A 19,592-nucleotide genomic window follows, 5' to 3' on the forward strand; every position below is an offset into this window, starting at 1 on the left:
TGATTTGCGCGGCAGGCAAAGCGGCCTTATGAGGCACGGCCAGAGGTAACTCTCCAAGGGACCACAGTGCGCGCCCTTAGCTCAGCTGGATAGAGCACCGGCCTTCTAAGCCGGTGGCCGCAGGTTCGAATCCTGCAGGGCGCGCCACCCCCCTCTCGCCATCGCGGCACTTTTTTCGGCAAACTCGGCCTAATTGGTTACCCGCATTCCAAACACGCGTTAACACCTCGCCCGTACCTCTCCTGCAACGATGGAGAGAACGCCATGCCGACAGAACGCTCCGGTCATTGCACCGAATATCGTTACCACGATGCGTATCTGCGCGCACTTCATCCAGCGTGATTACCCAGGCATCTGGCCGGATTCATTCCCCGAATACATGAACTTGCCGGCGGGATTGAGCGGACATCCAGATAATCCGCTCCGCCTCCGACCCTCGCCCGCCAGAAAACAAGCCAGCATCATCCGTCCACACCAAGCGCAAAAGCCCGATGGAGCCAGCCGTGAAGCAACAGAGTCCGTCTCAACATCCGCGCGACCCCCGCGAACGCCGGCTGCTGAAGGGGCACATGCAGACCGACCGCTTGCCGGGCTTCGAGATCGTCATCCGCAACATCTCGGCGCGCGGACTGTGCGCCACCTGCAAGGGCCTGCCGCCCCTCGTCGGCGAGTTCGCCGAGATCCAGTTGCCCGACAACCGCACGGTCATGGCCAATGTGCGATGGACAAACGACCAGATCTTCGGTGTCGAGTTCGAGGAACCGATCAATCTTGCCATCATGATGGATACCCTGCAGCGGCTACGTGATCTTGCTGATCGCAACGCGAGCTGGGAAGTGAAGTCGAAGCACCGCGTCAGCGATCACCGCCCCGACGTGGCGCTGCTGCGCCGCCTCTGAAGCCGTCCCGGCCGCCGGGCAGAAATCCCTTGGCAGATCAGAACACTGCATTTTCCACCAAAATGATTATTTCCCTCTCCTTGGCAGCAATTGAGCCAAACTCGCTGCCGCAATGGCACCGTTATCGATGGTGACTCCCGGCAAAGCCAAGTAGGCAACCCTTACTAGTGAACTTCTGCACGGGTCAGGGAAATGAACGATAGAACAGTAGTTTATGTCATTGAGGACAGCGTTCATCTGCGGGCCGAGATCTCGCATAATCTGGGCTCGCTGGGCATTCGCAGCATTGTCTTCAACGATGTCGGCGAACTCCCCGCGAAAATCGATCGCCCCGTCATCTTCCTGTTCCGGCACGAGTCTTCGTGCCGCACGCTGATCGATAAGTACCGGGCCGACCGCGCGCCGGTTTCGGCCAAGGTCGAATTCTCGTGCAATGCCGGTTTCGAGAAGGCCGTTGCCGCCATCCGCGAAGGCGCTTCGGATTTTGTGGTCTGGCCATCGGAGCCCGGCCTGCTCGACCGCGCCATTCGCCGCGCCGAGGACGATCTGCGCCGCAGCCAGCCCGCCAAGGTCATGGGTGGCCGCGCCAAGGAAAAGGTCGCCATGCTCACCTCCCGCGAACGCCAGGTTCTGGGCAAAGTCATCGATGGTTGCACCACTGAACGGATCGCCGCCAAGCTTTCGATCAGCCCTCGTACGGTCGACATCCATCGCCGCAACGTTCTCTCAAAGCTCAACGTGCGCAACACCGCGCAGGCCATCGTGATCGCGCTAAGCTCGGGCGAGTTCCAGCCTGCGAGCGAAGAGTTCGCCATAAACCCGGCCTATGCTTGATCGCTTTCCGGGCGCAGTGGCGCGCGGGGTGAGCGTCCTGGTATGCCGCACTCTCGATCGCCACGCGCCCGATGCGGTGATCAGGACGAACGGCTTGTTCCTCTATGGCCGGTGCCGCTTCTGCAGCAAGGTAATCACCCGCAGCGGCACAGTCGCCTGGCGCACGGCACCTGCCGTCGATGAGGCCTACCTCGCTGAAATGAGGAACGTTTCCCGGTAACCCCTTCGGGTCGCACAGAGCAACCTGCGGAAGGATTCGCGCGCAACCGTCCCCAAGTGTTGCGCGCCAAGAACAGAAGAGCGACGCCCGGCCATGCACCATGTCCGGGCGCAATGCCTCCGTCACTGACCTGACAGCGGGCGCAACCCTTGCCGGACTTTGCCCGTGATGATCGCATCCGTTGCGAGCGGGCGATCGCGTCATACGGTCACGACCTCGGAGCCGGGAGGGGCGAGTTCCCCGTCCTTCCCGGCCCTGCACTCGCAACCGGGTTAACACATATCAGAGGTTTGCGGTTCAAACCTGAGACGCGTAGTCTGGTTACACAGATCGCCATGTCGGGGGGCAAGGCACCTGAACCGGGTTAACCGGTCCACAATAGCAAGCGCCGTTCGTATAGGCGCCATAAGGGGGCGTGGGGACAATGGCTGAAAGGCGCATCGATGCGCGGGTTTGGCCGCCCGCAGCAGCAGCACTGGCAGCGGTTCTGGTGATCGCCGAGCTGCGGGCGACCGTCAGTTTTCCGGCCCTGGCCTTGATCGCACTCGCTTTCGTCGCACTCGTCTGGGGTGTTGTCCATCTGCTGGTGGTGCGCGCGCAGCTGCTCGGCCAGCTCGATGTCGCCCGCATTGCCGCCAATGCGATCGACCAGATCATCTGGATCGAGGCCTATCCTTCCGGCGAGACCGCCTTTGCCACGGCCACATATGAACAGGTCTGGGGGCACGATGCCCTCACCCTGTTCCAGGCTGCCGAGTCGCGGCTCGACGCCGTGCATGCCGCAGATCGCCAGCGCGTGCGGCGCGAGATTCGGGCCGGGCAGGCCGGGCTCGAAACCTTCCGAACCGAGTTCCGCATGAAGACCGCCTCGGGCGAAGAGCGCGTCATGCACGTCAAGTTCTACCCGCACGAACTCAAGGGCAAGCGCACCGGCTATTGGATCGGCTTTGCCACCGATGTCACCGAAGAGCGCCGCACCCACGCCAGCATGATGCGCAATCGCCGCGCGCTCAGGGCCCTCGCGCTGGTGAATGCCGCGATCTCGCGCGCGCAATCGCGCTCCGAACTGCACAAGCTGGTCTGCCAGAGCCTCATCGACGGCGAAGGCTATGCCGCAGCGTGGATCGGGCTCCGGGAAATCGGTCCGGTCGACAAGATCCGGGTCACCGCGCATGCCACAAGCCACGCGGACTACATCACCGCGCTGGATATCCGCCCCAATGATCCGGTGCTCGGCCAGGGCCCCACGGCCAGAGCAATGCGCGAGGGCGAGGTGTCCGTCTCCCTTTCCGTGGCGGAAGATCCCGAACTGGCGCCCTGGCGCGAGGCAGCGCTCAGCCGCGGCTTTCAGGCGATCGCCGCCTTCCCGCTGATGCACGACGGGCGCGCGTTCGGCACGCTCACGCTCTATTCCGACGAACCGGGCGCGTTTGCCGATGACGAGATCCGGATTCTCGAGGAAATGAGCGTCAGCCTCGCGCAGGGACTCGTGATGATCGAGGCCAAGAACGAGTTGCTGAACAGCCGCAAGATGGAGCTAATCGGCCAGATTTCCGGTGAACTTTCCCACGATTTCAATAACATTCTCGGCATTATTGCGACCCACGCGGAAATTGGCGGACGCGAAGCTGAAAGCGATGCCGCGCGCGATCGCTTTGGCCTGATCGCCCAGGCGGCGCTGCGCGGTGTCGATATCACGCGCTCGCTGCTGGGCATCGCGCGCCACCCGCGCGGCATCCCCGAAGTGGCCGACGTCAACAGCCTGACCTTGCGCCTCATCGCGCTGATCCGCGCCGCGGTCGGCCCCGGCATCGATGTGCAGGTGCAGCTCTGGGACATGCCGCTGCCGGTCGAGATCGATCCCGCCGGCTTCAACAATGCGCTGGTGAACCTTGCCATCAATGCCCGCGATGCAATGGGCGAGCATGGCGTGCTCACCTTGCGCACATGGCTCAGCGATGCCCCTGAAGGCTGCCCCAGCCGCGAAGGTCTGCCCGCCGGCCTGCGCACCGCGCCGCTGGTCATCGTCGAAGTTGCCGACACCGGCTCGGGCATGACCGAGGATGTGCGCGAACGTGCATTCGAGCCGTTCTTCTCTACCAAAGGCCCCAACAAGGGCACCGGGCTCGGCCTTGCGGCGGTGCTCGGCTTTGCCGTCCATCATGGCGGCACCGCCCGCGTGCTCAACAGCAGCCCCGAAGGCACCATCGTCCAGATCGTGCTGCCGGCGCGAACCGGCGCAGTTATTGCCGGAAGCCGCCCGCCACCGGTCGCGCTGCCCGCGCCGAAGCCCGCCAAGCTGCGCGTTTTGATCGTGGACAACGAGCCCGATCTCCTCAGCGGCATGGTCGAAACGCTCAGCCTTGCCGGCCACCTGCCGACCGGCTTCACCACCTCGCATCAGGCGCTTGAGGCCCTTTCACGCCAGAAGTTCGACGTGCTGATCTGCGATCTGCTGCTCGATAATGGCGAGGACGGCACCGTGCTTGCCCGGCAGGCCGCGCTGGGTGATCCGGGCATGCGCGTGATCGTCATGTCGGGCAATGCCGCTCGGCATGCCGAATCCGATCTTGCCTGGCCGCTGCTCGAAAAGCCATTCTCGGTCGATACGCTGATCCGCCAGCTACAAAACAGACAGATCGCACCAAAGGCGGACCTGACGCCTAGGCTGTAGCGCTATCCGCGAGCTTCGCATGGGCCGCCGACAGCGCTTGTGACAGCAGGCTGAGATCAAGCGGCTTGCGCAGCATGCGCCAGTGCGGCTGCAGCAGACTTTCGTCGGGCAGATAGCCGCTCATCAGGATGATCCCGATGCGCGGATGCCGCGCCTCCACTTCATGGGCAAGTTCGACTCCGCTGCGCTCGGGCATCACCACGTCAGTCAGCAGGATATCGAAATCGCCGTTCGCAAGCGCCTCGACCGCCTCCGCCGCATTGCATGCGGGAGTGGCGATATAACCGTCCATGCGCAGGATCTCGACCACGGCGTCAAGCGCGTGGACTTCGTCCTCGACGACCAGCACCCGCAAGGTCCGCGCCGTCCGCGGCCTCGCGATACCGGGCATGGGCGCGCTGAGCGGCTCCGCCACGTCGGTATCTCGGCTGATCGGCAAGTAGATGCAGATGTCGGTTCCCGTCTCCGGCAGCGCCGTGATCCTGGCATCTCCACCGATCGAACGCGCCCAGGTCCGGACCGAGCGCAGCGGAAAATCCGCGCCATCGGGCCGCGCCAGCACCTGCGGATCGAGCATGAGCCGCATGGCTTCCTCGTCGATCCCCGGGCCATCATGGATCACCTTGATCACGATCCAGTCCTCCCCCGGCATGTCCGCTTCGTCAGTCGGCCCCCTATCCGAACGATAGGTCGAAATCGTGATCGAGCCGCCTTCGGGCATCGCGCCGCGCGCATGGACGATCACGTTGGTCAGCATGGTGATGAGTTCGGTGCGCCCGACGCGGACTGCCGCCTGCGCCGCGCTGCCGATGAAATCGAGCGAGAAATCCGCCGGCAGCGCAGCGGCAAGGAAGGCGAGGTTCGATCGGATTGTCTGGTCGACCGGAAGCGGCGCCGCTTCCACGTCGCGGTGGCCGGTCAGCCGCTCCAGCGAGAGCACGAGGTCGCCCACATGCCGCGTCGCCGCTTCGATCGCGGCCCTGCCCGCCTCGGCACTGCCGCCTGACCGCGCGAGGTTCGCCACATTGAGCCGGATGATCGAGAGATAGTTGGCGAGGTCATGGACGATGTAGCGCCCGAGACGCTGCGTGCGGTCAAGCAGTTCCAGCGCTTCGGACTGCGCATTGGCCAGATCGATCGCCGCCTGCCGCGCTTCTGCCAGCAGGGCGCGCTGCATGCCGATCAGCGTCAGCGCCGGGACCGAGGCGTCGATCTGCGAGAAGTCCGAAATGTGCAGTCCCTGGCCTTCGATGATGAAGTCTTCGGGCACGATGTTGAGCGCCAGCAGGAATCCGCCGTCCTCGGTCGAGAAGACGATGCCGGCAAGGCGGATGTTCTTGCGCTTGCAGAACAGTTCGAGCCGTTCCGGCGTATCCGCCATCGCCGGGATCGCGACCTCAAGCGGTGCGGCGTGGTCATCGTCGCGGTCCTGCCGTAGTGAAAACAGATCCGCGATCTGCACACCCACCGCCACCGCCGTATCGCGGTTGTGGTAGAACGGGCCGACTGTCACCACGATGAGGTCCGCATCCACCTTGATGTAGGCGCGGAAAAGCGCCCCGAGCTGGGATTCGCGGATGGTGACGACCGGCTTCATCGCCGCTCAGGTCCGGTCAAGATGAATGGCGAAGTCGCTCGCATTCCCGCCGCGTTCGAACAGTTCCACCGTCCCGGTTTCGTTCAGCCGGTCCATCAGCCCTTCGAGCAGGCCGATCACGAATGTCTCCAGCCCGGTGCGGTCAGAGCGATAGCGCACCAGCAGGCGCTCGCGCGTCTCGTCGATCAGCGTGAAGGACGGCACCCGCGCATCGGGCATCGCCAGCACTACCGAGCGGTGCATGCGGTCGAGGTTGTTGATGAAGGTGACGAGGTCCTGCCCGGTAAAGTCCATGATCGGACCGAACGAGCTCAATTCTGCAAAGCGCACCCAATAGCGCCCGAACACGCGCAGCGCCTCGTCGACCTCCATGCCGAGGTGCGCGGCCGAGGCAGAGATCAGCGCAATGGTCTTGGAGTCGTCATAGACGCACAGGCTGATGAGATCGGCCGGGCCCGTTCCCGTCTCACGCTCGACCTTGGCCCACACGGAAGGACCGAGCCGATCGAGCATCATCTGCCGCAGGGCGCGGTGTGCCATTCCATACATGAACGTCGCGCTCCGCTTCAGGCCTGCCGCGCGGCCAGAACCGCTTCCTGCGCCGCCTCGGCCATCCGGTCGGCCAGCGTGGCGACCCGGGCCACCTGCTCGTCGATGCGGTCGAGCTTGGCAGTCAGGTACTCGGCCTGCTCGGGCGAGAGGCCGGGGCGCAGCGCTGCCCGCAGATTGCCCGTGGCAAGGCCGATCACATTGAGCGGCTGACGAAGCTCGTGCAGGCAGTTCGAAATCTGGCTTACATCCTCGATTGCCATGCGCGCTCATGTCCCCCTGAAACGACTGCCCGCCGCACGTTTTGCACTGATCACGGAATAATAAGCATATGCGGTAGCTTAACAGTAGTCGTAAGCATAACTAGTAAGCCAATCGATCAGGATCGGTGCCACATTGGCACCAATCTGGCGTTGATTGATGCGATTGCATTCGACATGCGCAGCTTTGGCGAGAACAAATTCCAAAGCGGATGTAATTCCCCTTACAAACGATATATAACGCAGGGTCATGAACGCGCGAGTGATTGCAGAGCGGGATAATGCACAGTGTCGGATCCTGGTCGTCGATGATGACCGGGCAACGGCCGAAGAGGTCGTGGAAGCCGCCCATCTGCTCGGTTACCAGTGCAACTACGCGCTCGATGCGGCCTCCGCCCTGCGCGCAATCGCCGAGAATGAGACCATCGGCATCGTCGTGACCGATGTGCAGATGCCGGGCATGACCGGGCTTTCGCTGCTCGATGAACTCTCCTCGCGCTTCGCCTCGCAGCGGCCGCTGGTCACGCTGGTGATCACCGGTTTCGGCAGCATCGATGTTGCCGTCGCCGCCATGCGCAACGAAGCAGTCGATTTTCTCACCAAACCGGTCTCGCGCGATGATCTCGCCGCCGCGCTGCGCCGCGCCATGCGCAAGTGGCTGCGGCTGTGCGGCGAACGCTCGCTCGCCGCGCTCAGCGCCAGCCTGCGCGCGCCCGTCAGCGAAGCGGGTCAGCCTGCCGCTCCCGCCGCCCCGCTCCCGCCGGTCGACGATGCCGAGTTGCTCAAGATCACCCGCAAGCTCGTGCGCATGCGCGAACAGCGCGGCCAGTACCTCAATCCCGCGCTATTCTCGGATCCGATGTGGGATATCCTGCTCGATCTCACTTCGGCCCGGCTTGAGCAAAAGACCGTTCCGGTCTCGAGCGTGTGCCAGGCCGCCGGCGTGCCAATGAGTACCGCGCTGCGCCAGATCCGCAGCCTTGTCGACATGAACCTGATCCGCCGCTGGTCCGATCCGCTCGACCGCCGCCGCGATCTCCTCGCCATCAACGACGAGGCGATGGAGGCGATGCGCCAGTACCTGACATACCTGAGAGACCGCATCGGCGTGTGATCGCCGTGGCAAAGTGCCGCGTAAAAGGGTGGTGCGCCCGGCGGGATTCGAACCCACGGCCCCCAGATTAGGAATCTGGTGCTCTATCCGGCTGAGCTACGGGCGCCCGCCTTGCCCTTTAAGGGGCAGGCTGGCGTCTGGCAATCGCGGGCAGTCAGTTCACCTCGCCGGGTGGCACCACGGGCACGATCACCGGTGCGACGGGCACGCCTTCCTCGATCAGGCTCTGCACTTCGGTGCGGCTCGCGCGGCCGTGGATCATCGCAGGATCCTTTTCGCCATAGTGCATGGCGCGCGCGTCCTCGGCGAACTTCTCACCAACCCAGGTCGAGGACTTGAGCATCTCGCTCTGCACTGCAGCAACGGCCTTGAGCATGGCGACCGCCTCGGGCGGCAGCGGCCCGTTGGCAACCGGCTGCGGCGCATCGGGGCGCGGCGCCGCCGGAAGCGCTGGCAGCTGGTTGCCCTTGCGCGTCAGGCGCGGCGCGGAAAGCGCCTTGTCCACTTCGGGCGCACCGCAGACCGGGCAGGTGACGAGCCCGCGCGCCTGCTGGCCGGCAAAATCATCGGAACTGGCGAACCACCCTTCGAACCGGTGTCCGCCCGCGCGGCATTCAAGATCGAATACAATCATGGTGCCCACGATGTAGGAATGGGCCGCCGGTTGGCAAGGCTGGGCACCTGCGCGCGCACCTCGGCAATTCGGGCAAGGTCGATATCGGCAAAGCCGATACCGCCCTGCTCGCCCATATCGAGCACCACATCGCCCCAGGGATCGACCACCAGGCTGTGGCCATAGGTCTCGCGCCCGTCCTCGTGGCGGCCGACCTGTGCGGCAGAGACGATGAATGCACTTGCTTCGATTGCCCTTGCGCGCTGCATCAGGTGCCAGTGCGCGCGGCCTGTCGGCACGGTAAATGCTGCCGGAATGGCAATGATGTCGCACTTGCGCTGGCCCAGCGCCTCGAACAGCGCGGGGAAGCGGATGTCATAACAGATGGCGAGGCCAAGGCGGCCGAGCGGGGTCTCCACCGTCACCACAGCCTCGCCCGGCTGATAGGCAGCGGATTCGCGCCAGGTTTCTCCGGTCGCAAGATCGACATCGAACATGTGGATCTTGTCATAGCGCGCGGCGATTTCGCCCGCAGGGGTGATCACGAAGGCCCGGTTGGCCCAGCGCGTGCCATCCGCCTTCACCGCAAGGCTGCCGATATGCACCCAGATGCCCGCCTTCGCGGCGGCATTGCGCACTTCGGCGAGCACCAGGCTTTCCGCCTCGGGCACCACATGCACCGACCCGCGCGCCCGGTCCCGATCGAGCAGGCCGGACATTTCGGGGGTAAACAGCATGACCGCCCCCTCCCCCGCCGCATCCTGCGCCGCGCGCGCCATCGCGCTCGCATTGGCGGCAGGATCGATGCCCGTCGTCATCTGCAGCAGCGCAATGCGCCGCGTGTCAGCGCTCATGCCGCAAGCATGGGATCAAGCTTGCCCGCCGCCTCTAGCGCCGCGAGATCGTCCGAGCCGCCGACCAGCTGGCCGTTGATGAAGATCTGCGGCACCGTCATCGCGCCCGGTGCCCGCGCCAGCATCTCGGCGCGCTTCTCGCCGCCGAAAGTGATGTCGTATTCGGTGGGGGTCACGCCCTTGCGACCAAGCAGCGCCAGCGCGCGGCTGCAATAGGGGCAACCCCACTTGGTGTAGATTTCGACCGTAGCGGCCGGGGCAGCAGCAGGGGTGGCAGGATCGCTCATGGGTACCTCTTGAAAACGCAAAATCGCTAACACACATGGTTGTTCGTGTCATGCGCCGCAAGGCGGGCGTGACCACAAGTGAACGGCCGGGCGCCAATTCGGGTCCGGCCAGAGTGCAGATTGCTCAAACCAGAGGATTGCTCACATGGAACGTTTCGATTTCACCCCCTACCGCCGCTCGACCGTGGGCTTTGACCGCCTGTTCGACCTGCTCGAACGCCAGGCCCGCGCCAGTGCCGGCGACAACTACCCCCCGTTCAACATCGAACGCCGCGGTGAGGACAACTACCGCATCACGCTCGCCGTTGCCGGGTTCAAGCCGCAGGATCTCGATATCACCGCGCAGCAGAACCTGCTGGTGATCAAGGGCCAGCGCGCCGAAGCGCAGGACGGCCATTTCCTCCACGTCGGCATCGCCAACCGCGCGTTCGAGCGCCGGTTCGAACTGGCAGACTTCGTCCGCGTCGATAGCGCAGACCTTGCCGATGGCCTCCTCATCATCGATCTCGTGCGCGAAGTGCCCGAAGCGATGAAGCCCAAGAAGGTGCTGATCGGCGGCAGCACTGCCAAGCCGCTCACCGTGGTCGATGGCGACGCCAGCGCAGCGGCATAACCAAACCCGTTCTCTCCAGCGGAAGGGGCGGTCCTGCAAAGGGCCGCCCCTTTTGCGTATCAGCGCGCTGCCGAAATCGCCCAGCGCCATGGCGCGAGGCTGCGGGCCTTGCCCCCCACGCTATAGCTCTGCGCCTCGGCCGAGACATTGACCTCGACGCGCACCCGGTCCTTGCCCGCAATCCGGCGGAAGGCGAAGACCTTGGCATTGCCGGTCTCGATCAGTTCCAGATTGCCCGGCTCCATCGCGCTCGAAAGCGCCGGATGCGCATGCTTGAGCGCCAGGAGCGAAGCATAGAACCCGGCGCGCGGCATCTTGCCCCACACGATCGGGTCCTTGTCGAAGAACTTGAGCCGCTTGTTCAGCGCATCCTCCTGCCCGCTGTAGACCAGCGGCATGCCCGGCAGCGTCGCCGCCAGCACCGCCATGGCATCGGCGCCCTCCCCGTAAAGCTCCTTGTCGGTGCCGTTCCACGAATTCTCGTCGTGGTTGCTGGTGAAGGTCATCCGCATCGCGCCCACCGGATAGCGGCGCGGCGGCGCGGTGTAGAGCTTCGCCAGATCGCGCGCATCCGCCTTGCCCTTCGCCACGTCGATGAGAAGGTGGTAGAGCTTCCAGTCGTAGGTCATGTCAAAGGCGCGCGCCTGCATTTCGGGCGTGTCGGCCTCGGCCAGCATGAACACCGGCTTCACCGCATCAAGCTCGCGGCGTGCCTGGTCCCAGAACGCAACCGGCAGCGTCCACGCGACATCGCAGCGGAAGCCGTCGATCCCGGTCTCAATCAGCCAGAACTTCATCGCGCCGATCATGCCGTCCCGCACGGCCTGCTTGCTGTAGTCGAGCCCGATCACATCGGCCCAGACTTCCTCATGGCCGTCGCTGAGGTCCTTATAGTGATAGCCCTCAAGCTCCCCCGCTGCATTGCGTTTGTACCAATCCGGATGCTCGCGGGTCCAGACATGGTCCCACCCGGTGTGGTTCGCCACCCAGTCGAGGATGACCTTGAAGCCCTGCCGGTGCGCCTCTGCCACAAGGTGCTTGAAATCCCCCATCGTGCCGTATTCGGGGTTCACCGCCAGATAGTCGCTCACCGCATAGTAGCTGCCGAGCGAGCCCTTGCGCTCCTTCTTCGCGATGGGATTCACCGGCATGATCCACAGCACATCCACGCCCATCCGGCGCAGGCGCGGCAAGTGCTTCTCGAAGGCGCGGAAGGTGCCCTCGGGCGTATACTGCCGGATATTGACCTCGTAGATCGTCGCCCGCTTCGACCATATCGGATGGCGCACCTCGCTCACCCCATCCGTGATCGGCAACGGTGCGGCTGCGTGGGCCAGCGTGGGGAGCGCAAGCAGCGCGGCGAGCGTGAGTTGGCGGATCATGCCGCCATGGTTACAGCCCCCCGCCGGTGAGGCCATACGGCATTCGTATACGCTTACCAGGCCTCGGCAATATCAACGAGCGCCTCGCGGTCGAGCACCGCCACGCGCCCGCCCTTCAAGGCCACGATCCCGCCGTCCGCCCAGGCCGAGAGCTGCCGGTTGATCTGCTCGCGCGACATGCCGGCAAAGCTGCCCAGCTCGCCCTGGCTGAGCGCGATCTTGAGGCGGGTTTCCTCCTCCCCGCCCATCATCAGCCGCAGCAGGAAGCGCGCGAGGCGAGGCCCCGTGGAATAGGCGCGGTCCGCCTCGATCACCGTGTTGTTCTGCCGCAGCCGCCGCGCCATCGCCTGCAGCAGCCGCATGGCAAGCCCCTGATGCTGGCCGACGATCCCGGCAAAGGCGCTGCGCGTCAGCCCCAGCGCCTCGACCGGCTCGATCGCCTCGACGCTCGCCGTGCGTTCGCCGCCATCCAGAAACGCGATCTCGCCCAGCACCGCGCCCGGCTCGGCATAATCGAGCACGATCTCGCGCCCATTCGCCGCCACCATGCTCACCCGCGCGAGGCCCTTCAGCATGATCCACAGCGTATCGCCGGGATCGCCCTGCAGGATGATCGCGCTGCCCGGCTTGAAGCTGCGCACCGTGCCGCGCGCCGCGATATCGGCCAGTTCCTCGCTCGAACAACCGGCCAGCAGGCTCGGCGCGGTCAGGGTCTGGGCAAGTGTGGCAGCGTCCAAGCGAAAGTCCCCCTGTGACGCCGCCCGCCGGTCAGACGTGGCCCTCAGACCAATCTGGCCTGCTTCACCGCGGCGGTGATGAAGCTCTTGAACAGCGGATGCGGCTCGAACGGGCGGCTTTTGAGTTCGGGATGGAACTGCACCCCGATGAACCACGGATGGTCCGGCCGCTCGACGATTTCCGGCAGCAGCCCGTCGGGCGACATGCCGGAGAACACGAGCCCTTCATGTTCCAGCCGCTCGCGGTAGGCGACGTTGACTTCATAGCGATGCCGGTGCCGTTCGCTGATCGCGTCCGCACCATAGATCTGCGCGACATGGCTGTTGCCCGAAAGCTGCGCCTCATAGGCGCCAAGCCGCATCGTGCCGCCAAGATCGCCGCCCGCCGCGCGCGTCTCAAGTCCCTCGGCCGTCATCCACTCGGTGATGATGCCCACCACCGGCTCCTCGGATGGCCCGAATTCGGTCGAGCCCGCGCCCGCGATCCCCGCGAGGTTCCGCGCGCCTTCGATGCAGGCCATCTGCATGCCAAGGCAGATGCCGAAGAACGGCACGCCGCGCTCGCGCGCAAAGCGCACGCTGGCGATCTTGCCCTCGGTCCCGCGTTCGCCGAACCCGCCAGGCACCAGAATGCCGTGCATCGGCTCCAGATGCGCCGCGATTTCGGCATCGTCCTTCTCGAAGATCTCCGCATCGATCCAGCGGATATTGACCTTCACGCGGTTGGCCATACCGCCATGGACCAGCGCTTCGTTCAGCGACTTGTAGGCATCCTGCAGCCCGACATACTTGCCGACGACCCCAATGGTCACTTCGCCTTCGGGGTTCTGGTGGCGGTCGACGATATCGGTCCAGCGCAAAAGCTCCGGGCCCGGGCTGGAAAGGCCGAAATGGCGCAGCACTTCCGAATCGAGCCCCTCGCCATGATACTGCAGCGGCACTGAATAGATGCTCTGCGCATCAAGCGCGGGGATCACCGCTTCCTTGCGCACGTTGCAGAACAGCGCGATCTTGGCGCGCTCGTTGTCCGGCAGCGGTTTTTCGCAGCGGCACAGCAGGATATCGGGCTGGATGCCAAGGCCCGTCAGCTCGCGCACCGAATGCTGGGTCGGCTTGGTCTTCAGCTCGCCCGCGGCGGCGATATAGGGCACCAGCGTCACATGGACGAAGCAGGTCGCCTCGCGCCCCAGTTCGTTGCGCATCTGGCGGATCGCCTCGATGAACGGGAGGCTCTCGATATCGCCGACCGTGCCGCCGATCTCGCAGAGCACGAAATCAAGGTCGTCGGTCTCGTCGCGCGCGAAGTTCTTGATCGCGTCGGTCACGTGCGGGATCACCTGCACCGTCGCGCCCAGATAATCGCCGCGACGCTCCTTGGCGATGATGTCGCGGTAGATGCGGCCCGAGGTGATGTTGTCAGACTGGCGCGCCGAAACCCCGGTGAAGCGCTCGTAGTGCCCGAGGTCGAGGTCCGTCTCCGCGCCGTCGTCGGTCACGAAGACCTCGCCGTGCTGATAGGGGCTCATCGTGCCCGGATCGACATTGAGATAGGGATCGAACTTGCGGATCCGCACGCGGAAGCCACGCGCCTGCAGCAGGGCCGCGAGGCTCGCTGCCATGAGGCCTTTGCCAAGCGAGGAAACCACGCCGCCGGTGATGAAAATGAACCGCGCCATGGGAGGAGAGCCTTATCGTCTGAAGCTCCGGATACGCAAGCGGTCAGCGCCGGATTCCGGCTGGCAATCCACAGGCGTATCGAGCAGGCGTACACGAACAAGTGTTCCCGTCCGCCGCAAGGCGGGCAGGAACACCGCGAAAATGCTGCCGGGAAATCCGGCGGTTATGCGTTACTGCTTGGCGCCGCCGGCAAGCGGATCAGGCGCAGCGCTCTTGGCCGGTGCAGTCTTGCCGGGCGCCGCCGGAGCAGGTGCCGCCGGTGCAGGCTGGGCCTGCGCAGGGCCAGCCGCCGGTACACCCTGCGCGGGTGCCAGTGGATCGGGCGCGGGAACGGCCGGGGCCGTGCGCTGAAGCGAGGTGTCGATCTCGCGATCCGAGGTCGTGCCCACCGCCAGGGCCGCCAGCACGATGCTGAGGCCGACAAAGGCTGTCGCCAGCACGGTTGTCGCGCGGGTCAGGAAATCGGCCGCGCCGCGCGCCGACATGAAGCCCGCCGGGCTGCCGCCGACGCCGAGGCCGCCACCTTCCGACTTCTGGATGAGGATCACGCCGACAAGCGCGGCAGCCACCAGCGCCTGCACGACGGTAAGGAAAATGAAGAGTGACATCGCGATCTGCCTGAAAAGAATGCGCCGCATCTAGGGCGATGGGGCCCGCTGCGCAAGGGCGCAGCATACCCGGTCACCCTGCGCAAGGGCGCAGCATGCCCGGTCACCTGCGCGCCGCTCAGTCTTCCGGCTTCGAGGCTGCGGCCACGATCGGCAGGAAGGCATCGGCGGTCAGGCTTGCGCCACCCACCAGCGCACCGCCCACGCCCGCCGCCGCGAGCAACCCGGCGGCGTTCTCGCCATTGACCGAGCCGCCATAGAGAATGCGGACCTTGTCCGCTTCCCCGCCGAAAATCGCGGCAAGGCGCGTCTGCACCGCCGCGTGCATGGCGATCACGTCTTCCACCGCGGCGACGCGGCCAGTGCCGATCGCCCAGACCGGCTCGTAGGCCAGCGCCAGCCGCCCGGCCGCCACCGCCGCGCTCTCGCTCGCCGGAACCGAACCCTCGACCTGGCGGGAAACGACCGCTTCGGCCTTGCCAGCATCGCGTTCTTCCAGCGTCTCGCCCACGCAGATGATCACGCTGAGGCCGGCTGCCAGCGCGGCTTCGGCTTTGGCGCGCACCAGCGCATCGTCCTCGCCGTGGTCGCGGCGGCGCTCGCTGTGGCCCAGGATCACGAAGTCTGCGCCGATATCGGCCAGCATCGAGGCGGAAACGTCACCGGTATGCGCGCCCTTGGCCGCAGTGTGGCAATCCTGCCCGCCGACGCCGATCGCGCTCACAGCCTCGCGCAGGGCCCCAAGGAACGGAAACGGCGGCGCCAGCGCGATCTCCACATCGGGATAGCGCTGCGCCGCGCGGTCGATCGCCCGCGCTTCGGCGAGCATGACCCGGCTGCCGTTCATCTTCCAGTTGCCGACGATGTAGGGACGCTGGCTCATAAGACCTTGCACACGATCACTGGTTGATTCCTCCTGATGTCCGGGCCGCTATCAAACCCAGGCAGGGTTTGCAAAGCGCGTCTAACGCAATGCCGGTGATTATAACTTATGGCAGGCCCCGATATCGCTACCCGGCGGCGTGGTCTGCGCCGCCATCAAGCCGCGCAGACCATTGCGGGAATTTGCTTTGCCCCCTAATGCGCGCCAAGGATACCATCCGTCCTGATTGCTGCTAACCCTCACTACTGATGACAGGCCCCGATGCTCGGCTTAATCCGCTCTCTGACCAAGTCCCGTATCGGCGCCCTCATCGCGATGGTGTTCCTCGGGCTCATCGCGCTCTCGTTTGCGGGGGCTGACATTTCCGGGGCCAAATTCGGCGGTGCCAACAATTCTGACCGCGCGGTGACGGTCGGCTCAGCGCACATCGGCACGGTCGATGTGCAGAAGGCGATGAGCAACGCGCTCGAAAACGCCCGCGCCGATAGCCCGACGGTCACGATGAAGGACTTCGTCGCGCAAGGCGCGCTCGAACAGGTGGTCGACAGCCTGATTGACCGCGCAGCGCTGATGGAGTGGGCGGGCCAGAGCGCGGTCGGCATGGGGGTAAGCGATCGCCTGATCGACAGCGAGATTGCCAAGATGCCCGCCTTCCAGGGCGCGGACGGCAAGTTCAGCCAGGCCGCCTACAAGGCTCTGCTCGGCCAGAAGGGCATTTCCGATGCCGCGCTTCGCGACGATGTTGCCAAGGGGCTGATGGCGCGGCAGGTGCTGATCCCCGCCGGTGTCGGCGCAACGATGCCGCAGAGCGTGGTGCTGCGCTACGCCGCAGTGCTCAAGGAAACGCGCGAGGGTGCGGTCCAATTGATCCCCTCGTCCGCCTTCGCCCCCAAGACGGTGCCCACGGATGCCGATCTTGCCGCGTACTACAAGACCAATGGCGCGCGCTATCAGCGGCCGGAACGCCGCACGATCCGCTATGCGGTCTTTGACGAGTCCTCGATCAAGAACGTGCCCGCGCCCAGCGATGCCGAAGTTGCCACGCGCTACAAGCTCAACGCCGCCGCCTATGCCTCGACCGAAACCCGCGCCTTCACGCAGGTGATCGTCCCGACCGAGCCCGCCGCCAAGGCGCTCGCCGCCGAAATCGCGGGTGGCAAGTCGATCGAAGCTGCCGCTGCCGCCAAGGGCCTCTCGGCCCGCAAGATCCCTGCTGCAAAGCGCGCGACGCTGGAGAGCGAAGCCTCCTCTGCTGTCGCCGCTGCCGTCTTCACGACGGCCAAGGGCGCCCTCGCCGCACCCGCCAAGGGCGCACTGGGTTGGTATGTGATCCGGATCGACAGCGTGATCCAGACCCCGGGCAAATCGCTTGATCAGGCACGCGCCGAAATCGTCGCCGCGATCGCCGCAGAAAAGCGCAAGGCCGCGCTCGCGGACCTCTCGGCAAAGTTTGACGAGGCCTTCGGCAGCGGCACCGGCCTTGGCGATGTGGCCAAGAGCGCGGGCCTCACCGTGATCACCACCGATCCGCTCGAGGCCAACGGCGCGGTTCCCGGCCGTTCGGATATCAAGCCCAACGCCGATGTCACGCCGCTGCTGGCAGCCGCGTTCGGCATGGAGCGCGAAGGTGAACCGCAGGTTGCCGAGATCAAGGCGGGCGAACGGTACGTGATCTTCGATGTCGGCCAGATCACCCCTGCCGCCCCGCCACCGCTCGCCGAAGTGAAGGACAAGGTCGCCGCCGATCTCCAGACCTCGCGCGGCTATGGCGCGGCCAAGGCGGCGACCGACAAGCTCATGGCGGCGCTCGCGAAGAAGGTGCCGCTTGCCGAAGCGATCAAGACGCTCGGCGTCGCCGTGCCCCCCGCGCAGCCGGTCAACATTCCGCGCGAACAGCTCAACGCGATGCAGCCCAAGATCCCCGCCACGCTCCAGCTGATGTTCGAGATGGCGCAGGGCACGTCCAAGAAGCTCGAAGCGCCGGACAAGGCCGGTTTCCTCGTCGTGGTCCTCAACAAGGTCACTCCGGGTGCAGTCAAGGCGGATGATCCGTTCGTCGCGCGCGCTCGCATCGAACTGGGCCAGCTCACCGGCCGCGAATATGTCGACGAACTGCGCGCCGCGGTGCGCGAGGCCGTCGGCGTGAAGCGCAATGATGCCGCCATCTCGGCGCTGCGTACGCAGCTCATCGGCGGCCAGTAAGGCCGTGGCGGCGGCGACGGACATCATGGAGCCCGGCATTGCGGGCCTGCTGCCCGATGGCGGCACCTCCGCCCGCGCCGCGCTGGCCGCCGGTCGCCCCGCCCTCGTCTGGCGCAAGCTGATCGCCGATACCGAAACCCCGGTCGGCGCCGCGCTCAAGCTCATGGTGCCGGGCCGGGGCGATTTCCTCCTCGAATCGGTCGAAGGCGGCGAAGTGCGCGGGCGCTACAGCCTGCTCGGGCTCGATCCCGATCTCGTTTTCCGCGCCGAAGGCAGCGAGGCGGTCATCAACCGCCATTGGCAGACCGACCGCGATGCCTTTGCCCCGCATCCCGAGCCCGCACTTGCCGCCCTGCGCAGCCTCGTCGGCGAATGCCGCATCGATGTGCCCGAAGGCCTGCCCAAATCGCTCGCCTGCCTGGTGGGCTATTTCGGCTACGAAACCATCGGCCTCGTCGAAAAGCTCCCCCGCGCCCCCGCCAGCGCGCTGGAACTGCCGGACATGCTCTTTGTCCGCCCCAGCGTCGTCCTCGTGTTCGACCGCCTCTCGGACGAACTGATCGCCGTCGCCCCGGTCTGGCCCTCAAGCCAAACGGCTCAGGGCGCGCCCGAACGCCTCGTCGCCGCTGCCGCTGACCGCATCGACGCCGCCCTCGCGCGCCTGGCTGATCCCGTTCCCGCCGATCCGCGCCTCGAATCGGCCGAGCCCGGCGAGCGTACGGCAGTCATGGCGCCTGAGGACTACGCTCGCATGGTCCTGCGCGCCAAGGAGTACATCGAGGCCGGAGATATCTTCCAGGTCGTGCTCGCCCAGCGCTTCACCGTCCCCTTCCCGCTGCCGCCCGCCGCGCTCTACCGCTCGCTTCGCCGCATCAACCCCTCGCCGTTCCTCTACTTCCTCGATCTCCCCGGCTTCGCCCTGATCGGCTCCAGCCCCGAGATCCTTGTGCGCATCCGCGACGGCGAAGTCACCATCCGCCCCATCGCCGGCACCCGCCCGCGCGGGGCAACCGAGGCCGAGGACCGCGCCAACGCGCAAAGCCTCCTCGCCGATCCCAAGGAACGCGCCGAACACCTCATGCTGCTCGATCTCGGCCGCAACGATGTCGGCCGCGTCGCCGCCGCCGGCACGGTCAAGGTGACGGAAAGCTACACGATCGAGCGCTACAGCCACGTCATGCACATCGTCTCGAACGTGGTCGGCAAGCTCGATACGTCCCGCGCCGATTCGGTCGATGCCCTGTTCGCAGGCTTCCCTGCCGGCACCGTCAGCGGCGCGCCCAAGGTGCGCGCCTGCGAAGTGATCGCCGAACTCGAACCCGAAACCCGCGGCGCCTACGCCGGCGGCGTCGGCTATTTCGCGCCCGACGGCTCGGTCGACAGTTGCATCGTCCTCAGAACCGGCGTGCTCAAGGACGGCGTGCTCCATGTGCAAGCGGGCGCCGGCATCGTGGCCGACAGCATCCCCGAATACGAACAGCGCGAATGCGAAGCCAAGTCCGGCGCACTCTTCGCCGCCGCCCGCGAGGCTTTGCGCGTCGCATCCGAACCCCGCTTCGGCCAGTAAGCCACGCAGTTTAAGGTACTTT

The 19,592-nt window shown here is 65.6% G+C and carries 19 protein-coding genes and 2 tRNA genes; 9 read left to right on the forward strand and 12 right to left on the reverse strand.

All coding sequences use genetic code 11. From position 1 onward, the window contains the following. The first annotated feature begins 70 nt into the window (after positions 1-70). From ACODS2_RS16500 to ACODS2_RS16520, 5 genes are all read left to right on the forward strand, one after another. A tRNA-Arg gene (locus tag ACODS2_RS16500) sits at positions 71-147 on the forward strand. Between the two features lie 356 nt (positions 148-503). Next, on the forward strand, positions 504-899 hold the full coding sequence (locus ACODS2_RS16505) for a PilZ domain-containing protein (RefSeq protein WP_488999808.1): 396 nt from the start codon (positions 504-506) through the stop codon (positions 897-899). A gap of 192 nt (positions 900-1,091) precedes the next feature. Then, on the forward strand, positions 1,092-1,733 hold the full coding sequence (locus ACODS2_RS16510) for a response regulator transcription factor (protein WP_298166393.1): 642 nt from the start codon (positions 1,092-1,094) through the stop codon (positions 1,731-1,733). Between the two features lie 28 nt (positions 1,734-1,761). Then, positions 1,762-1,953, forward strand: coding sequence for a hypothetical protein (locus ACODS2_RS16515; RefSeq protein ID WP_488999809.1), 192 nt, complete (start codon positions 1,762-1,764; stop codon positions 1,951-1,953). A gap of 424 nt (positions 1,954-2,377) precedes the next feature. Continuing rightward, positions 2,378-4,627, forward strand: a complete 2,250-nt coding sequence (locus tag ACODS2_RS16520; protein WP_488999810.1) for a PAS domain-containing hybrid sensor histidine kinase/response regulator — start codon at positions 2,378-2,380, stop codon at positions 4,625-4,627. On the opposite strand, the gene ACODS2_RS16525 is transcribed toward ACODS2_RS16520, so the two are convergent. From ACODS2_RS16525 to ACODS2_RS16535, 3 genes are read right to left on the reverse strand one after another with little or no spacing between them, the layout of a single operon-like run. Beyond that, on the reverse strand, positions 4,617-6,224 hold the full coding sequence (locus ACODS2_RS16525; RefSeq protein ID WP_488999811.1) for a response regulator: 1,608 nt from the start codon (positions 6,222-6,224) through the stop codon (positions 4,617-4,619). The two genes, ACODS2_RS16520 and ACODS2_RS16525, sit on opposite strands and share 11 nt — an antisense overlap. A 6-nt stretch (positions 6,225-6,230) precedes the next feature. Continuing rightward, the gene (locus tag ACODS2_RS16530; protein ID WP_488999812.1) at positions 6,231-6,764 is read right to left on the reverse strand and encodes a heme NO-binding domain-containing protein; all 534 of its coding nucleotides are present in this window, start codon (positions 6,762-6,764) and stop codon (positions 6,231-6,233) included. 26 nt (positions 6,765-6,790) lie between these two features. Continuing rightward, positions 6,791-7,036, reverse strand: a complete 246-nt coding sequence (locus tag ACODS2_RS16535; RefSeq protein ID WP_488999813.1) for a histidine kinase dimerization/phospho-acceptor domain-containing protein — start codon at positions 7,034-7,036, stop codon at positions 6,791-6,793. A gap of 247 nt (positions 7,037-7,283) precedes the next feature. Between ACODS2_RS16535 and ACODS2_RS16540 the strand changes: the two genes are divergently transcribed. Further along, positions 7,284-8,147 carry a response regulator gene (locus ACODS2_RS16540; RefSeq protein WP_488999814.1) on the forward strand — a complete coding sequence of 288 codons (864 nt, stop codon included), beginning with the start codon at positions 7,284-7,286 and terminating at the stop codon, positions 8,145-8,147. Positions 8,148-8,176: 29 nt separating this feature from the next. On the opposite strand, the gene ACODS2_RS16545 is transcribed toward ACODS2_RS16540, so the two are convergent. The 4 genes from ACODS2_RS16545 to grxC form a co-directional block, all read right to left on the reverse strand. After that, a tRNA-Arg gene (locus tag ACODS2_RS16545) sits at positions 8,177-8,253 on the reverse strand. Positions 8,254-8,301: 48 nt separating this feature from the next. Next, on the reverse strand, positions 8,302-8,781 hold the full coding sequence (locus ACODS2_RS16550; protein WP_298166380.1) for a DUF1178 family protein: 480 nt from the start codon (positions 8,779-8,781) through the stop codon (positions 8,302-8,304). Continuing rightward, positions 8,778-9,614, reverse strand: coding sequence for a carbon-nitrogen hydrolase family protein (locus ACODS2_RS16555; RefSeq protein WP_488999815.1), 837 nt, complete (start codon positions 9,612-9,614; stop codon positions 8,778-8,780). Before ACODS2_RS16555 ends, ACODS2_RS16550 begins: the two co-directional genes overlap by 4 nt. Next, on the reverse strand, positions 9,611-9,901 hold the full coding sequence (gene grxC / locus ACODS2_RS16560; RefSeq protein ID WP_298166376.1) for a glutaredoxin 3: 291 nt from the start codon (positions 9,899-9,901) through the stop codon (positions 9,611-9,613). Before grxC ends, ACODS2_RS16555 begins: the two co-directional genes overlap by 4 nt. Positions 9,902-10,046: 145 nt before the next feature. Between grxC and ACODS2_RS16565 the strand changes: the two genes are divergently transcribed. Then, the gene (locus ACODS2_RS16565; protein WP_488999816.1) at positions 10,047-10,514 is read left to right on the forward strand and encodes an Hsp20 family protein; all 468 of its coding nucleotides are present in this window, start codon (positions 10,047-10,049) and stop codon (positions 10,512-10,514) included. A 59-nt stretch (positions 10,515-10,573) separates the two neighbouring features. Here the strand turns inward: ACODS2_RS16565 and ACODS2_RS16570 are convergent, their stop codons facing one another. From ACODS2_RS16570 to tpiA, 5 genes are all read right to left on the reverse strand, one after another. Further along, on the reverse strand, positions 10,574-11,896 hold the full coding sequence (locus ACODS2_RS16570; RefSeq protein ID WP_488999817.1) for an alpha-amylase family glycosyl hydrolase: 1,323 nt from the start codon (positions 11,894-11,896) through the stop codon (positions 10,574-10,576). Between the two features lie 53 nt (positions 11,897-11,949). Next, positions 11,950-12,633 carry a Crp/Fnr family transcriptional regulator gene (locus ACODS2_RS16575; protein WP_298166370.1) on the reverse strand — a complete coding sequence of 228 codons (684 nt, stop codon included), beginning with the start codon at positions 12,631-12,633 and terminating at the stop codon, positions 11,950-11,952. Between the two features lie 44 nt (positions 12,634-12,677). Continuing rightward, entirely contained in the window at positions 12,678-14,309 is a 1,632-nt protein-coding gene (gene pyrG, locus ACODS2_RS16580) for a CTP synthase (protein WP_488999818.1), read from the reverse strand. Positions 14,310-14,480: 171 nt separating this feature from the next. After that, positions 14,481-14,918, reverse strand: a complete 438-nt coding sequence (gene secG, locus ACODS2_RS16585; RefSeq protein ID WP_298166366.1) for a preprotein translocase subunit SecG — start codon at positions 14,916-14,918, stop codon at positions 14,481-14,483. A 118-nt stretch (positions 14,919-15,036) separates the two neighbouring features. Then, positions 15,037-15,801, reverse strand: a complete 765-nt coding sequence (tpiA, locus tag ACODS2_RS16590; protein ID WP_488999819.1) for a triose-phosphate isomerase — start codon at positions 15,799-15,801, stop codon at positions 15,037-15,039. Between the two features lie 261 nt (positions 15,802-16,062). Here tpiA and ACODS2_RS16595 point away from each other — a divergent pair, with 261 nt between their 5' ends. Both ACODS2_RS16595 and ACODS2_RS16600 read left to right on the forward strand, forming a co-directional pair. Then, positions 16,063-18,003, forward strand: coding sequence for a peptidylprolyl isomerase (locus tag ACODS2_RS16595; protein WP_488999820.1), 1,941 nt, complete (start codon positions 16,063-16,065; stop codon positions 18,001-18,003). A gap of 25 nt (positions 18,004-18,028) precedes the next feature. Further along, positions 18,029-19,570 carry an anthranilate synthase component I family protein gene (locus tag ACODS2_RS16600; RefSeq protein WP_488999860.1) on the forward strand — a complete coding sequence of 514 codons (1,542 nt, stop codon included), beginning with the start codon at positions 18,029-18,031 and terminating at the stop codon, positions 19,568-19,570. The last annotated feature ends 22 nt before the right edge of the window (positions 19,571-19,592 follow it).

This window comes from Novosphingobium sp. FG137, assembly GCF_057809735.1.